Origin of the sequence: Paenibacillus dendritiformis (genome assembly GCF_015845845.1) — a bacterium.
In the GTDB taxonomy this organism is placed as follows: domain Bacteria; phylum Bacillota; class Bacilli; order Paenibacillales; family Paenibacillaceae; genus Paenibacillus_B; species Paenibacillus_B dendritiformis_C.
In genome coordinates, this window is record NZ_LDIG01000063.1 from 20,702 (window position 1) to 35,787 (window position 15,086).

Annotated in this window: 12 protein-coding genes, 5 pseudogenes and 1 other annotated feature; of the genes and pseudogenes, 10 read left to right on the forward strand and 7 right to left on the reverse strand. The window is 51.6% G+C overall.

The genetic code is table 11. The annotated features are described in order from the left end of the window. Positions 1-5: 5 nt before the first annotated feature. The 5 genes and pseudogenes from ABD76_RS03495 to ABD76_RS03515 all read right to left on the reverse strand — a co-directional run bounded on the left by ABD76_RS03495 (position 6) and on the right by ABD76_RS03515 (position 7,599). Positions 6-3,476 (reverse strand): BadF/BadG/BcrA/BcrD ATPase family protein, encoded by a 3,471-nt coding sequence (locus tag ABD76_RS03495; protein ID WP_197254325.1) that lies wholly within the window; start codon positions 3,474-3,476, stop codon positions 6-8. Between the two features lie 163 nt (positions 3,477-3,639). Continuing rightward, positions 3,640-4,451 (reverse strand): annotated as a pseudogene (gene speD, locus ABD76_RS03500) (adenosylmethionine decarboxylase). 196 nt (positions 4,452-4,647) lie between these two features. Next, complete coding sequence (locus ABD76_RS03505; protein ID WP_197254326.1) at positions 4,648-5,301, reverse strand: FusB/FusC family EF-G-binding protein; 654 nt, start codon at positions 5,299-5,301, stop codon at positions 4,648-4,650. Between the two features lie 262 nt (positions 5,302-5,563). Beyond that, positions 5,564-6,996 (reverse strand): annotated as a pseudogene (locus ABD76_RS03510) (glutamate--tRNA ligase family protein). A gap of 75 nt (positions 6,997-7,071) precedes the next feature. Then, positions 7,072-7,330: a binding site (T-box leader), on the reverse strand. Between the two features lie 167 nt (positions 7,331-7,497). Then, positions 7,498-7,599, reverse strand: a complete 102-nt coding sequence (locus ABD76_RS03515) for a YjcZ family sporulation protein (RefSeq protein ID WP_197254331.1) — start codon at positions 7,597-7,599, stop codon at positions 7,498-7,500. Between the two features lie 614 nt (positions 7,600-8,213). Here ABD76_RS03515 and ABD76_RS03520 point away from each other — a divergent pair. From ABD76_RS03520 to ABD76_RS03545, 6 genes are all read left to right on the forward strand, one after another. After that, positions 8,214-8,396 carry a hypothetical protein gene (locus tag ABD76_RS03520; protein ID WP_197254333.1) on the forward strand — a complete coding sequence of 61 codons (183 nt, stop codon included), beginning with the start codon at positions 8,214-8,216 and terminating at the stop codon, positions 8,394-8,396. 177 nt (positions 8,397-8,573) lie between these two features. Further along, positions 8,574-8,780: a cysteine-rich CWC family protein gene (locus ABD76_RS03525; RefSeq protein WP_197254335.1), complete on the forward strand. Its 207-nt coding sequence runs from the start codon at positions 8,574-8,576 to the stop codon at positions 8,778-8,780. A gap of 179 nt (positions 8,781-8,959) precedes the next feature. Next, complete coding sequence (locus ABD76_RS03530; RefSeq protein WP_197254346.1) at positions 8,960-9,466, forward strand: GrpB family protein; 507 nt, start codon at positions 8,960-8,962, stop codon at positions 9,464-9,466. A gap of 215 nt (positions 9,467-9,681) precedes the next feature. Then, entirely contained in the window at positions 9,682-10,173 is a 492-nt protein-coding gene (locus ABD76_RS03535; RefSeq protein ID WP_197254337.1) for a cation:proton antiporter regulatory subunit, read from the forward strand. A gap of 2 nt (positions 10,174-10,175) precedes the next feature. After that, positions 10,176-11,396, forward strand: a complete 1,221-nt coding sequence (locus tag ABD76_RS03540; RefSeq protein ID WP_197254340.1) for a cation:proton antiporter — start codon at positions 10,176-10,178, stop codon at positions 11,394-11,396. 181 nt (positions 11,397-11,577) lie between these two features. Next, the gene (locus ABD76_RS03545) at positions 11,578-12,456 is read left to right on the forward strand and encodes a cation diffusion facilitator family transporter (protein ID WP_338125027.1); all 879 of its coding nucleotides are present in this window, start codon (positions 11,578-11,580) and stop codon (positions 12,454-12,456) included. A 133-nt stretch (positions 12,457-12,589) separates the two neighbouring features. Here the strand turns inward: ABD76_RS03545 and ABD76_RS03550 are convergent, their stop codons facing one another. Both ABD76_RS03550 and ABD76_RS29235 read right to left on the reverse strand, forming a co-directional pair. Beyond that, complete coding sequence (locus tag ABD76_RS03550) at positions 12,590-12,934, reverse strand: GNAT family N-acetyltransferase (protein ID WP_242069342.1); 345 nt, start codon at positions 12,932-12,934, stop codon at positions 12,590-12,592. Positions 12,935-13,190: 256 nt separating this feature from the next. Beyond that, positions 13,191-13,412, reverse strand: a pseudogene (locus ABD76_RS29235) (helix-turn-helix transcriptional regulator); the annotation flags it as partial. On the opposite strand from ABD76_RS29235, the pseudogene ABD76_RS03555 reads away from it, so the two are divergent. From ABD76_RS03555 to ABD76_RS03570, 4 genes and pseudogenes are all read left to right on the forward strand, one after another. Continuing rightward, a pseudogene (locus ABD76_RS03555) lies at positions 13,406-13,501 on the forward strand (transcriptional regulator); the annotation flags it as partial. The pseudogenes ABD76_RS29235 and ABD76_RS03555 sit on opposite strands and share 7 nt — an antisense overlap. Before the next feature lie 22 nt (positions 13,502-13,523). Further along, positions 13,524-13,988, forward strand: coding sequence for a phage tail protein (locus ABD76_RS03560; RefSeq protein WP_197254344.1), 465 nt, complete (start codon positions 13,524-13,526; stop codon positions 13,986-13,988). A 253-nt stretch (positions 13,989-14,241) separates the two neighbouring features. Further along, complete coding sequence (locus tag ABD76_RS03565; protein WP_338125028.1) at positions 14,242-14,724, forward strand: MerR family DNA-binding transcriptional regulator; 483 nt, start codon at positions 14,242-14,244, stop codon at positions 14,722-14,724. A gap of 151 nt (positions 14,725-14,875) precedes the next feature. Beyond that, a pseudogene (locus ABD76_RS03570) lies at positions 14,876-15,086 on the forward strand (IS1380 family transposase); the annotation flags it as partial.

The window sequence follows — 15,086 nt, forward strand, 5'->3', positions numbered from 1 at the left end:
GCATGTTATATTACCTCGGCTTGTTCTCCGGGCTTTCTGCCCGTAAGCTCGGCAAGCTTTTGATCCAGCCGCTGCTGCAGCTCCGCCTTTTTGCGCGCCACATCCTGCAGCCGTTCTTCATGCAGACCGAGACTGTGCGCATACGTCTTCACCCGGATCTTGATCGAGCCGCCCGGTTTATTGGCGTCGATATCGTGCAGCGCGGAGTATGGCGTCCCGGCCGTCGATATGATCGATTCGATCAGCCCGTAGGTAGGCGCATCATGTCCGCATTTGAAGCTGGACAGATCCAATACCGCCACATTGGGGTGACGCGCGGCGAACTTGGCCGCCCACACTTTTTGCACGCTGTTGGAGCTGAAATTTTCAGGCCATACATCGCTTACTTCCAGAGCATATTCGACGCGGCCGCTCTTCAGATCCTCGCTGAAAAAGCGCTGCAGCCATGCCTCGTCCTTCGGAATGGATCGCATGGATAACACAGGGTAGCCGAGCACCTGGAACTCTTCGAGCACGCCGTGATTCAATCCGGGGTCGGAATGATAAGGGCGGCCGATCATCAGGATGGCAAGCCGATTTTCCCGCTCGATCTGCTCCAGGATCTCCCGGCCCTTCTCCTGCATTTCCGCATCGAACCGATCCATCGCCTTCCACCCCTGCTCTGCGGCAAAATCGCTCTCGTCTTCGGTGATCTGCAGCTTCTCGGCGAATGCCTCGAACAACTGCTTTTTTAGCATGTTCGGCTCGGTGAAGGTAACCGCCGGATCCAGGTAGGCGATTCCTCTCGTCGCGAAAAAATCGACCTCCTTGGTGAAGGCGGCTTTAATTACGTTCGGAGCGCCCGCCACGATCGGGCAGCTCGCCGAGTCCATCACATTGTGAAGATGGGTCGGGATATGCGTGATGCACGGGAAAAAGATGTAATCGAGCGGTTTGGACTCATGGTGCTTGAACAGCAGATTATGGACATGAGCCTGGGCCGCTTTCGACGGGTAGCAAGGATCGATCGAGCCATATTTTCCGCCTTCCTGCCACATTTCCTCGCTCGTGTTATCACTGAATACGATGTTGCGCTTATCGATCCCGAGCGTCTCGAAGTACGTCCGCCAAAACGGAGCGGTCGACCAAATATTCAATACTTTCGGTATCCCGATCCGGATCCGCCGGCGCCGCTCCATCGATTCGGCGGAAGAGCGCGCGAACGGACGCCGGTTCGGTATTTTGCGCATGCCAAATCCGAACAAGCGGCGTTTCAACAGGATGTCCTCCACCTCCGCCCCCGCTTCCGGCAGCGGATCCGCATCGTAGAAATGCTGGAACATGCGCCGCGCTTCATATTCGACGAGATTCGGATAATGCTTTTTCAACGCCTGCCGCTCTTTCGTTAATTTCAAGACCGCTTCCTGGTCTTCCACCGTTCCTTTCTCGCAAGAGAACCCGGAAATATAACGGGCCGTCAGGCCGTCCGGCGTCTCGGAATCGATAAACGTCCGGCTGCAGTGGTTGGGACAAAAATTGCAGCGGGTCGATTCATCCTTGCGGCTTACATACCTCAGATTGATAGCGGCATCCAGGCCCAGGAAGCTGGAATACCCCCGCCGCTTCACGACGCGCAGCGTTTCCATGGCGGCTCCGATCGCCCCCGCTTCGCCCGGATGCGGATGAACGTATACTTCGGCATCGGGTACCCGCTCCTTGATATAGTCGACCTGGGCCTTGACGGCGGCCAGATTGTATTGGGTTCCGCCCTGGAGCACGAACTTGCGGCCGAGCTCGGACATGCGCGGAATCTGCACGACATACTGCCATACGTTTTTGGGCAGGACGAGAGCGAGCCCGGCGAGCAATTCCTCCTTCGAATACCCTTCCTTCTGGAAATTGACCCGATCCGCATCGAGGAATACCGCGCAGCCGTAAGAAAATTTCGGACTCAAATCGGCATGGAAAGCCGTATCCGCATATTCTTGCACCGGAATGCCGAACTGATCCGCCATCGCTTGCAGGAGCATTCCGTTGCCCGCGGAGCATTGATTGGACAGCTTGAAATTGCGAATGTCCCGGTTTTTGAGGAAAAGAACCTTGATGTCCTGACCGCCGATATCACAAATGACATCGATGTCGCCGAACTGGTGAACGGCGCTCATCATATGCGCGACCGTCTCCACGATATTGACGTCGGCACGCAGCGTTTTTTCCAGCACGTCTGCGGCGTATCCCGTAGCGCCGAAGCCGAAAATCTCCAGTTCGGCCCCCTGCCCCTTCAGCGTGTCCCGGATCCGCTTCAGCATTTCCTTCGTATCTTCCAGCGGATTCCCCTTGGACAGTTGATATTCTTTCAGCAAAATATCCCCTTGTTCATCCACCAGTACGGCTTTGGACGAAGTGGAACCGCCATCCAATCCGATCACCGCCCTGACCTTCTGGCCCGGCGTGAACGTCGCGGGAGTGAACTTGGGGATGCTGTAGCTCCGACGGAACTGCTCCAGCTCCGTCTCGCTGGCCACCAGCGGCGGGCCTGCCTTCTCGCCCAGCTTCGCCTTGCGGCCGTGGGCAATGAACTCCTTCAGCTTCTCCAAACCCGCGTATAAGCCGACATCCGCCGGTTCATGCAGTCCATACAGGACCGCGCCGTAAGCCGCATAATACTGCGAATTCTCCGGAACGAAGATCAAGCTGTCGACAGGCATATCTTGCGGATATTCATACCCGCGCTCTTTCCAGGTCTGAGGAATTCGCAACCGCCAGCATTCCTGCAAGAAAGGCAAATAGGTGTTTGGCCCGCCCAGCAGCAGGACGCGGTGCCGCAGCGTGTTTCCCCGAGTGAGCACGGAGAGGTTTTGCATGACGATGGCATCTGCGAGCGAGCACATGATCTCCCCTGATGGAATGCCGCTTTTCACGAGATTGACGATATCGGTTTCGGCAAATACGCCGCACTTGGCAGCAACATGATGCAGCTTCGAATCGTCAAAGCGCAGCTTGCCTACTTCTTCCGCAGGCATCCCTACTTTAATCATGCACTTGTCGATCGTGGCGCCCGTACCGGAGGCGCATTTGTCATTCATGGAGGTAAGCGCTTGCTTATTGCCCGTTTCCTTGTTTTCCTTGAAAATGATAATCTTCGCGTCCTGCCCCCCGAGTTCGATGACGCTTCCGACATCGGGATGGAGATGCTCCACGGCCATCGTGACCGCATTGACCTCCTGCACGAATTTCGCCCCGATATGGGGCGCGATGGGCCCGCTGCCGGAGCCGGTCGCAAAGACACGAATGTTTTCCGGCTTCATATCCGGAAATTCGTTGCCGATGGCAACCAGCAATTCCAGCACTTTCTCTGCCTGCTTCGTATGATGGCGCTGATAATCCGACCATACGATTTGCTTGCTGTCCGGATCCACCGCTGTCGCTTTGACGGTCGTCGAGCCGACGTCAATTCCAATAATGAGCGAATCCAGCTCCCGGGTAATGGTTGTCATTCGATTGCCTCCTTATCCCAGATCAGGTTTTGCTTAGTGTACACTTCAGGTGTGATATTTATCACACCCGCGTCGCTAACCTATACAAAAGATTCTTTTTCGGATGAAAAAGAGAAAGGCCATAAAGGCGGCGAGAGCAATGGCTCAACCCGCTTTTATGGCTTCAGGAACGCAAGGAAGCGACTCCAAAAAAGATTTCGTCCATTTCCGTTTTAATTTTTTTCGTGATCGCCTGCTGTTCCTCTGCGGTGATTTCCTCTTTGGAATATCCGAATAAATAATTATTTAAATCGAACGCTTTGAGCCGGCACTTCGTATGAAATATGTTGTCTTGATATACATTGACATCGATCAGATCGAATTGCCGGATGATGCTGTCCTCAAGATAGTCTTGGATCGATCGGATATCATGATCGATAAATAATTTGCGCCCATCGATATCACGCGTGAATCCCCGCACCCGGTAATCAATCGTCATAATGTCGGTATCGAAGGAATCGATCAAATAATTCAAGGCTTTCAATGGCGAGATTTCGCCGCATGTGGCGACATCGATATCCGCTCTGAATGTGCTGATCCCTTCATTCGGATGATACTCGGGATACGTGTGGACCGTTATATGGCTTTTATCCAATTGCATGACCACCGCCTCGGGAAGAGGCTCGGGCATTTCATGGGATGATGTCCGGGGAACCTCGATCACCGGTCCCTCGGATACAAGCATCGTCACGCTTGCTCCTTGAGGAACATAATCTTGTTTGGCGGTGTTCACGATATTTGCGCCAATCATCTCGGTTACGGTCTTCAATATCTCCGTCACCGGTCTGCATTATATTGTTCGTCGATATACTCGATATAAGCTTCGCGCTCTTCTTTGGTCTTGGTATAACAAATATCGTACATATTGAAGCTTAATGATTTTGTCAGATTGTTAAAGCCATGCAACTGGATGTGCCGCTGGGGAGTGACTGTCATAGTAGATGCTCCTTTGGATAATGAACGTTGACGCGGTCACGACGTGCCGCCAGACGGGAACTTACCTATTTGTTCACCGATTTCTTCAGTATCCCTCTTCGGCGCATATTGTTATACAAAATGACTACCTTATCAGAAGATTGCACAAGAAAAGGCTGCCGGATATGCTCCAGCAGCCTCTGTGTATTCGTTACGTTCAACCGAGAACGTTGCCTAGAAATTTTTCCAATGTTCCGACATCCGTAATGCTCTTGTTGCAGGCGTCGCTGTTCACGCATACATAGTTGCCGATTGCCTTGTAGTAATCAGGCGATGCGTTCGCCGGCTTCGATTTCGTTACCGCCGAGAATAACGCGACCTCTTGATGCCGGTTGCACAAAAAGCACACGCTCTTCTTGTTCGTCGGGGTATATCTTCCTTCGATGCCCACTACCTGGCCGTTCAGATGGTACACAAAGAACATTCGATTCGTCGCGATGTCGATCCAGCCGACATAGGTGACATAGCGGAAATCGATGGCAGCCGCATCGGGAACCTTCAGCTTTTTGATTTTGGGAAACAGCTTCCTGATCTGCTTTTCCGTCACGGGCGCAAATTCAGCCATGTACGGAACGAGCGATTCCAAATAGTTTTGGAATTCGGCTTTTTCATGCAGCGTCGAGATTTTCTCCAACGCTTGCTTTTGCGCCTCTTCCGCATTCGGGAACGCTTCGGCGATCTTGGTGAGCGCGCTGTATCTTACCGACTCCACGACTTTCGGATCGGTCACCGTGCTGCAGGCATGCTGCAGCAGATCGGTCTGCTTCTTAATCAGGTTATATTGATGGTTTCTAATAAATGGTTTCAACATTGCTTTACAGCCCCTTATTTTTTAATGGAATGGAAATAAGGTGCAAAGCCCATCATTAGAAACGATATCAAGCTCACTCGGGCGACAATTCCTTATCATCACTGTCCGCCCCATGCAAAGTATCGCCCCAATATCAGGCTTTGCATGAGTCGTTGCCGATTCCGGCAAACTGCTTTGCCATTTCTATCGACCTCCCTTGTGCTGTCCATTATAAGGGGAATACGGCCTGAACGGCAACTCCCTTTTTTTGCGGCCGAGCAGCTTATCTTTCCCTCTTCCATGAATCCTTGAGAGAGACAATCCGGTTGAACACGCGTCTCTCCTCCATCGTATATTTCGTATCGAGACAGAAATAGCCGTGCCGCACGAACTGGTATTTTTCAGTAGCGGAAGCGTCCTTTAAGGCGGGCTCCAGCACGGCGTGCTTCATTTTGACGAGCGAATCAGGATGGAGCAGCTCTTCCCAGCAGTTCTCCGACTCCTTCAGCACGGCGGAAGGCCGCAGCAGCGTATCGTACAAATGAACCTCAGCCGGAATGCCATGCGCGGCAGACACCCAGTGAATCGTCGCTTTCACCTTTCTGGCGTTGAAGCCGGATCCGCTCCTGGTCGCCGGATCATAGGTGCAGTGCAGCTCCTTGATCTCCCCCGTCGCCGCATCCTTCACCGCATGCTCGCACCGGATGAAGTACGCCCCCTTCAGCCGAACCTCCATTCCCGGAGAGAGCCGGCGAAAACCGGGAGCCGGGTGCTCCATGAAGTCTTCCTTCTCAATCCACAGCTCTCTGGCGAAGGGAACTTCTCTGCTGCCCAATGCTTCATCTCCTTCTTTATTTTTAAGACGGAGCATTTCCGTCCGATCAGCTCGCGCAAATACCGCTTGCTTGTCACCATCCCGGACAGGCTTAAGCGGCCGAATTCCCGCTGCTTCGGCGGCTCGGAAGCTTCCAGCTCATGGAGTACCCATTCATACAGCGGACGATGGTCTTTGAACTCGGCGGAGCAGAAGGAATGAGTGATTCCTTCGATCCAATCCTGAATCGGGTGGGCAAAGTCATACATCGGATAGATGCACCAGTCCTTCCCTGTCCGATAGTGCTCCGCGTGCACGATGCGGTAGAGAACGGGGTCCCGCAGATTCAGGTTGGGCGAGGACATATCGATTTTGGCGCGAAGCACTTTGGAGGCTGTCGGGAACTCTCCCTTCCGCATTCGTTCGAACAAGAGCAGGCTTTCCTCCACGGGCCGGTTGCGGAACGGGCTGTCTGTTCCCGGTTCGGTCAATGTCCCTCTGTACTCGGTTATTTGTTCGGGCGTCAGCTCGCAGACATAGGCTTTCCCCTTGCGAATCAGCTTGACGGCATACTCATAAAATTGTTCGGAATAGTCCGAACCGAAGTAGACCGGCGGTTCATATCCCAGCCACGCGATATCTTCCCGGATCGCTTCCACATACTTGATATCCTCCTTCAGCGGATTCGTGTCATCAAAGCGCAGATGAAACGCCCCGTTATACTTGCTCGCAATTGAATGATTCACATGGATCGCATACGCGCTCCCGATATGCAGATACCCGTTCGGTTCCGAGGGAAATCTTGTGGCGACAGGTCTGTGATATTCCCCTTGCGCGTTATCATCCCGCACCAGCTTTTCCAAAAAATTTTCCGCTTCCGCCGTTTCCTTGCCAGGATTCATAACAAAATACCTCCTTAAGTGATTTGCCTTTTCTTTATGCGGAAAATAAAAAAATCCCGCCTCCAAGACTGCTGTCTTGGGGACGAGATTTGCTGTCGCGGTGCCACCCCGGTTCGCCGATATATCGCTATATCCGCCTCATTAGGTACGGCACCCGCATCGGATGCTTATACCCTAGCTCTGTAACAGGAGCTCCTGTCGCACCATCCCGGGATCCCGTTCCGATGCGCCGCTCAGAGGCTTGGTTCAACGAAGGGAATCCTGCTCCTTTTCAGCTTCCGGAGCTCTCTGTAAGGCTTCCTCATTCATCTACTCTACTCTTCATCGCGTTTTTCATTTGGTACATAGTATCATCAATCAGGAGGAAAGTAAACATATAGCGGCGGCAAGCGGTTGCTCCCAAGCGATGTCACCCATCCAAAAAAAACCTGCTTGAGCAGCAGGGCACGAACAAGATGCTGTAGATCAGAAAGCCGTGATCGATACCGATCGCATTCTTGCTTACGTCCATGCGCGAGAAACGATGACAAGAAGAATAAACAACACAAGAATTACTGCTGTTGACGTAAACCAGCCTCCGCAGACTGCACCCACTTCACTCATTTGTTTATCCTCCTCTCATTTTGGCATACCTTCATCATATTAAGGCTGCTTCGGGATTCCTTTGGTTTTTACCTACCAAGCAAAAATAAAAAGATGCCTCTCCCGGTAAAAACGAGAGAGGCACCACAGCCTGAATCTCTAATGACATATGGTATGCCGGGGCAACAACACTGGTTTCTTCTTACTCCGCAATCCAAAAAATAAAATACTTCCCCAGCCGTTCATTCATCTGTTCATGCCTTGCTTGTGAATGGGGGAAAATATCGGTTAGCAATATGCCTGCGACAAGCGGAATGGAGAGATGCGGTTTGTCTAGGCAGCCTGTCCAGTCTATCGCCGCGCCACGCATCCGAATTCCATGATTTCTCTCCTCTAACCCAAAGTAATTATAAGGTAGCGAACGACTTCGTCTCTATCAACTTTATCCTCCCATTCTCCGAATTTGGGACGAATGGCCTCACAAGATTCCTGCAATTCTTTTTTTATTGACGAGAAGTTTTAAGGAAAAAGAGGCTGCCATCGGGACACTGGATTGGTTGCGCAAACTGCTTCCTGTGATCAGTATAGTACTTGCATTCGGCGCACTCTGGTATACTTGGTACAGATATCACGACATGGCGAATTCGCTTGCAGCACCCTGGTACGATTGGATACGGCTCGGATTCATCTCGCTTATGGGAATCTTGTGTCTGGCCGCTTCCATCTTATTGCTGCTTGGCCGCCCGTCCGGAATGGAAGTGTTTACGGACGGTTTGGAGATGGTTCCGCTTAAGCTGGTGTCCAATCTTGTTGTCTGATTCAAGGAGCCATCGGCGAATATATGCTGAACTCCGCCCTTGCCGCAGCGTTGGCCTGGAGACGTACAGCAGTGAATTGGTAAGCATCGTTCACAGGGCATTACGCAGGTAAGCGCCAGATTCACGCTCGCTTTCTCATCACAGAAAATTTCAGTCAAAAGCAGGTGTAAATGGACTATGAATTCCGTTCCGATCGATCCTCAACGCTGTCCGTTATGCGGACAACCCAATCATTGCGCGTATGCGGCCGGGCGGCCTCATACCGAATGCTGGTGCATGAAGCGCTCCGTTCCGCAGGAGCTGCTGGAGCAGATACCGGCGGAACAGCGCCGGACAGCATGCGTATGCGAAGAATGCGTCAAAGCCTTTGTCGAGAAAAATTAAAGATTGACATCGAGGGCGCTGCCATTTTATGATGAATGTATATTTTGGAAAAGGAGGTTGATGAAGATGACATGGAATCAAGCTGCGCAACGGCAACCGCATATCGATTGGGAACAGTCTCTCGTCAGCCTCTACGGAGTGAGAACAAGATAATCGGGCAATCCCCTCGCGGGGAGCTTATGGTTGCGGAGTATAACGAGAAGTGGGATCAAATGTTCCGCGAGGAAGCACAAAAAATAAAAGAGATATTTGCGGATGAATTACTGGAGATTTATCATATCGGCAGCACCTCGGTTCCCGGGTTGAAGGCCAAACCGATCATTGACATCATGCCTGTAGTCAAAGATATTGAAAAAATAGATTCGTTCAACCCGCAAATAGAAGGACTTGGCTACGAATGCATGGGTGAGTTCGGGATGACGGGAAGACGCTATTTCAGAAAAGGCGGAGACAACCGCACCCATCATGTCCATGTCTTTCAGGCCGATAACAAGGAAGATATTCATCGCCATTTGGCGGTAAGGGACTATCTCCGATCCCATCCCGAGGCAGTCGAGCAATATGGAAATCTGAAAGCAAGCCTGGCGAATCAATTCCCCAACGACATTGAAGCGTATATGGACGGGAAAGATGCGTTTGTGAAAGAACTAGAAAGAAAAGCGCTGCATCGGTATTGGAATCAATAGCAAACCGCCACATTGCCTGCAAATTAGCCATGACGCGCCAAGCCGCCGACCTCATCAAGAGCCTGGGAGTCTTCCCAGGCTCTTCTTTGCGGTCAACTTCCCCTGCCCTTCTATCCAACACTCCTCCAATCGGGTTTTTCGATGGGGCGTTTGTCCATTTCTGAGTAAAAATCTGCAAAGTTCACACACTAACCGCAATGGAGGAGGTTGACAGCATGAATATCAAAGAAACCGATTTGCCCGGCATCGGTCATAAATACGAAATGGTAACGCAAAGCAGCGACAGACTGGTTATCGTCATCCATGATGACGGCCGGCGTGAAATGTACCATTTCGACAACCACGTTCAGGATGATTGCACATCGATAATTACGCTCGAGGATGAAGAAGCAAGGCAACTGGCGGCCATTGTCGGCGGAATGACTTACCGGCCGAAGGCATTGGAGACGATGGACGTCGCTTTAGAGGATCTGACGATTGAATGGTACCGCGTCGCGCCTGATGCTGCCTGCATCGGCAGCACGATCGGGGACGCAAATATTCGTCAGACGGCGGGAGTGACGATTATTGCCGCCATCGAGAAAGGCGCCAAGCATATCAATCCCGGACCGGATTATACCTTTAAGGCAGACACGATCCTTGTCGTTGCGGGCGAACGCCAGCAATTAAAGCAGTTGAAGCAACTGCTGCAAACCGGGAGACGTTAATTATGGATCATCTCGTGCTGGAAATTGGACTTGCCGTCATTCTCATCGCCTTGGTTGGATTACTCGCGGCCGGCATTCGCACCTCGGTCATTCCTTTTTATATTTTGATCGGCATGGCCGTCGGCCCGCATGCGCCGCATATTGGCCCTCTGGACTTCCGGTTTATCGAGAGCGCGGAGATTATTGCGTTTATGGGACGGCTTGGCGTGCTTTTTCTGCTGTTCTATTTGGGGTTGGAGTTTTCCATCGGCCGCTTGATGAAATCAGGCCGCTCCATCGTCATGGGCGGAACGATCTATATCCTTATTAACTTTACTTTAGGCTTGCTCTATGGGTGGGTCAACGGATTCCCTATTGAGGAAACGATGGTTATGGCCGGCATTACGACCATTTCATCCAGCGCGATTGTGGCGAAGGTGCTCGTCGATCTGAAGCGAACGGCCAATCCCGAGACCGAGATGATTTTGGGAATCATCATGTTCGAAGACATTTTCCTGGCGGTATACATCTCCGTCCTGTCCGGGCTGGTCCTCAGCGACTCGTCCTCTGTCGGCGGCGTAATATTGTCAGCCTTGTATGCTCTGGGATTCATGCTTCTCTTGCTGATTGCAGGACGCTCAGCTGCGCCTCTTCTGAATAAGGTCTTCAACATCCGTTCGAATGAATTGTTCTTGCTGCTTGTATTCGGCTTCTTATTCCTCGTGGCCGGGTTCTCGGAGACGATTCACGTAGCCGAGGCGATCGGCGCGCTGCTGACCGGGCTCATACTCGCTGAGACGATGCACATGAAACGAATCGAGCAGTTGATTTTGCCGTTCCGTGATTTCTTCGGCGCCTTGTTCTTCTTCAGCTTCGGACTGACCATCGTTCCTTCTGCGCTTGGCGGAGCCTTGTGGCTGTCGCTCGGCGCCGTCGCGGTAACCTTGTTCGGCAACTTCCTTGCCGGCATGCTTGCGGGCAAGAGCGCGGGCTTGTCGCCCAAGGCGTCGGCCAATATCGGGCTGACCATCGTTTCCCGCGGCGAGTTCTCCATCATTATGGCGAATCTCGGCAAAACCGGCGGACTGCTTGAGCTGCTCCAGCCCTTCGCCGCGCTGTACGTCCTCATCCTCGCCATTTTGGGGCCGCTGTTGACGAAGGAATCCCGGCTCATTTTCAGAAGCTTGAACAAAATTTTTCGCTGGGAAAAAAGCAAAGGAAGCGTTCACGAACGGGCCGAATAATTCGGCCGCAAGAGAGCGGCTTACGCTGGCGGCAAAGCGGATTCGCGGCCGATTTGTGAAGGAGCAACATTGTTATCCGGCGGCTACATGACGGCGAGCATGAAAAAAGGTTTCTGTAGACCCACTCGCCTTTCGTTTGTTATTGTATATGAACAATAACGAAGCTTGGGGTTGTGATGATGTGAATGGACCGAAAATTGCTATTTTATCCGTGCTCAGTAATGCCTTCGTCGTCTTGTTGAAGCTCATTGTCGGCTTGATTACGGGTTCAATTGCCGTCATCTCGGAAGCGATCCACTCCTCGCTGGATTTGGCGGCTTCCGTGATCGCTTTTTTCTCGGTGCGGCTGTCGGGCCGTGCCGCGGATAAGAATCATCCATACGGGCATGGCAAGGTGGAGAACATATCGGGAACCGTAGAGACGCTGCTTATTTTTATTGCGGGCGCCTGGATTATGTATGAATGTGTTCACAAGCTGTTCGAGCCTGCGCCGATTGAACTGCCTTATTTGGGCGTCATCGTCATGTTTGTCGGGACGGGCATCAATTTCATCGTCTCTCGCCGGGTAAGCAAAGCGGCATCAGAGCTGAATTCGGTCGCCATGAAATCCAATGCGCTGCATTTGCTTAGCGATGTGTATACATCGTTAGGAGTCGGTTGCAGCCTGTTGCTTGCTGCCTTGACCGGATGGACGATATTGGATCCAATCATCGGCATTATACTGGCTCTGTACATCATGAGAGAGGCGTACAAGCTGATGAAAGAGTCCTTTCCTCCGCTGCTGGATGCCCGCTTGACCGAACAAGAGGAACGGGAAATTGTGCAGGTGATAGAATCTTTTCAAGATCAATACATAGAATGCCATGACTTGCGCACCCGGCGCTCCGGTCCCGTCGAATACGTCGATTTCCATCTTGTGGTCCCCTCCAAGCTCGATATCGACACCGCTCATCGGCTATGCGATGACATCGAGCAGGCAATTACGGCGGCGTTCCGCCGTGCCCAAGTATTTATTCATGTCGAACCGGAGCATGAACGATTGGCCAGCTTGAACGAATAGGATCGAGCCAATGCCGCCGCATTGGCTCCCCGCTCCCGCTTTTCCATTCGGTTCTGCCGCAAGCCCCCCCCGGCTTTACAGCCTCCGGCTCATGCTCAACGAATTCGGGTAAGTCAGCTCGAAGCCGTATTTCTTAATAGAAGCCAACGGACGGGACATCGGCCATAAGCAGAATGTCTGCCCCTTGCGGCGCCTGCTGCTGCAAATGATCCATCAACGCATCCATTATCTTCTTTTCCCCTTCCCCGCCTTCACAGGAGGGATGGATCAGAACATCGACGATCTGAAAATAACAAGCTCCGTCGCCGATGATTCTCCCCATTCCGAGCAGTTGCCCATGGTCGCCTCTAATCACGATGCACAACAGCGAATTCCTCAATGCCGTATGGGCAGCCGCCTCCTCCTTCGCGGCGAGACCCGCAGCGGCCCGCAATTCCACATACTCTCCCGTGCCGGGAACTTCATGCAAAACGTTCATCAAGATGTCCTCCTTTAGTCCTTTCTCGGAACAGCTCTTTCATAAACCAACATACTACATTTATGCAAGTGCTAAAGTTCTGAAAGAGAACCTGCCGGGGACTATAGAAAAGAAATAGTAAACCCTGACATGCAGCTTGAATTTTTTTTTATAAGAATTTGCCCTTCGCCGAACTTTATCCCTTAAACCCAAAACTGACTCGCAAAATGATAGCCAGTTCTCTGGATAACCACTGGACATAAATAACTGGCACCGATTATGGGCAGTATAAGTATAATTTCTCTTGCAAGCTTGCCAAGACTTCTTGTGGCACTTCCCTGATCTTGATATCCCGACCAAGAAAAAGCAGCCAATTCGTCATTTCGGTCAATTCTTCTGAATGGTCCGACAGATCAAGCAGGTCTGGATTATAGGGGTTAGTCCCTTCAAAAAGCAAGATTTGATTTAACAGAACAAGGTCATCTTGCTGGTTTTCCGAATGTTGGCGGGCCAAATGCAACGGTCGAGATGGGGCAGCGAAACGGCTTCGTATATGGTGAAATGTGGATTCCTGTCGTTAGGAAATAAAGAAATAAAAGGAGCGAGAGAAATGTCCTATATCGTTGATTTTAAAAACGTGTCCACGGTCGGTTTAGAGTCTTCACCAGTAGCGGAATCTCTTGCCGGTTTACGAGCGAATGAAGCCCGTTACTTTATGAACAAATATAAGCATGAATTTACGGTTGTACCCGCTAGCGAAAGCCAGGAGACCCTAAGCTACGTGAACCGGGTTTTGAAAGAAGAACGTGGTATTGAGTTTGCGGCCAAACCTTTAGAAACGTCAAGTTTTCAAGTGGAAAATATCAAATGGGCCTTCGTCTTTTATGAGGACGGTCTTGAGGTCAACGTCATGTATACGGTTGATGACCCTAAGAAGCGGGCCGTTGGTTTTAAGCTTTCTGAAGGGATGGAAGTACCGAAGGAGTTAGAAGGGGATTTTAAGTTCGCTCGGCAGAAGTCTAAACTGGCTGGAACCATTCGGGGCTCGTATTTTGTAATTAAAGGAGAATATTAAAGCAGGCATTAACATCGCAAAACAGCACCTCTCCATCAATGAACAGTGACCCAAGAGAAGGGACATTTTGAAAAAAGTGCCCTCCCTTGGGTCTTATGCATTTATGAGATGAAGCAGTTGGAGAGCAACCCCAATGTGTTGCACGTAACAAGCCCAAGCACAGCAGCTTAAATGTTTTTTTAGAAGAATTGCCCTTCGCCGCCTCATCTGGTATAGTGGAATCCCGAACGTCGCCCCAAGGAGGTCAAGACAGATGCGCTACTACAAGCCAAGCGAGATAGCGAAGGAGCTTCACATCAGCACGAGCGCTTTGCGCCACTACGAATCATGGGGAGTCGTCCCTGCCCCTGCGCGCGCCGCCAATGGGTACCGCCTGTATACGATCGAGCATCTGGCGTATTTCCGCTGCCTGCGCGCCATGTTCCCCGGCTTCGGTGTCGCGGTCACCTGCCAAGTGCTGCGCCATATTCAAGAGTCGAATGTCGACGCCGTCTTCTGGATCGTGAACAAGGAGCAGGCAAATCTTCAGCAGGAAAAAGTCGCCGCTGACCAAACGCTGGAGCTGCTGCACCATCTCGAGCTTCCTCCGATCGCGAACAAGAGGCTGAAGGAGTACATGACGATTGGCGAGGCCACCGAAGTCACCGGCGTGACTGCATCTGCCATACGCCATTGGGAGAAGGAAGGATTACTGACGCCGGCGCGCGACGTCCGAAAAAGGCAACGAAGTCGATGAAACCGAAACTGATTGTGAGGTAATGACAAACGAAACCTGAATCCGTGAAATGAAATCATAGAAAAGTTAGAAAATGAGCCGCCGGTAAAGTAAAATAAGGAAAAAGGGAAGAATTCCCGTATTTCTTTAACTCACCCCGGAGGTGCCATTGATGAAACCCGTACGTTTTCAACTGGATCAGTCCGTGGAGATGCTGACCGCTCATTCCGGTCTTGCCCTCATTGGCTTGCTCCTTTCCCATACCCAGATTGCCAAGCGCTTGACTCGTTCCTCGCTTCCCGGTGTACATCAACCCACGGTCACTCACCCGGATGTGGTCTACGCGTACCTGGGGCTACTTTGTCAAGGGAAAAGTGACTTTG

Excerpts from the sequence above, each read along its gene's own strand:
- ABD76_RS03495 (WP_197254325.1), bottom strand. The coding sequence starts at position 3,476 with ATGACAACCATTACCCGGGAGCTGGATTCGCTCATTATTGGAATTGAC.
- ABD76_RS03505 (WP_197254326.1), bottom strand. The coding sequence starts at position 5,301 with ATGTTGAAACCATTTATTAGAAACCATCAATATAACCTGATTAAGAAG.
- ABD76_RS03515 (WP_197254331.1), bottom strand. The coding sequence starts at position 7,599 with ATGAGTGAAGTGGGTGCAGTCTGCGGAGGCTGGTTTACGTCAACAGCA.
- ABD76_RS03520 (WP_197254333.1), top strand. The coding sequence starts at position 8,214 with ATGGCGAATTCGCTTGCAGCACCCTGGTACGATTGGATACGGCTCGGA.
- ABD76_RS03525 (WP_197254335.1), top strand. The coding sequence starts at position 8,574 with ATGAATTCCGTTCCGATCGATCCTCAACGCTGTCCGTTATGCGGACAA.
- ABD76_RS03530 (WP_197254346.1), top strand. The coding sequence starts at position 8,960 with ATGGTTGCGGAGTATAACGAGAAGTGGGATCAAATGTTCCGCGAGGAA.
- ABD76_RS03535 (WP_197254337.1), top strand. The coding sequence starts at position 9,682 with ATGAATATCAAAGAAACCGATTTGCCCGGCATCGGTCATAAATACGAA.
- ABD76_RS03540 (WP_197254340.1), top strand. The coding sequence starts at position 10,176 with ATGGATCATCTCGTGCTGGAAATTGGACTTGCCGTCATTCTCATCGCC.
- ABD76_RS03550 (WP_242069342.1), bottom strand. The coding sequence starts at position 12,934 with ATGAACGTTTTGCATGAAGTTCCCGGCACGGGAGAGTATGTGGAATTG.
- ABD76_RS03560 (WP_197254344.1), top strand. The coding sequence starts at position 13,524 with ATGTCCTATATCGTTGATTTTAAAAACGTGTCCACGGTCGGTTTAGAG.
- ABD76_RS03565 (WP_338125028.1), top strand. The coding sequence starts at position 14,242 with ATGCGCTACTACAAGCCAAGCGAGATAGCGAAGGAGCTTCACATCAGC.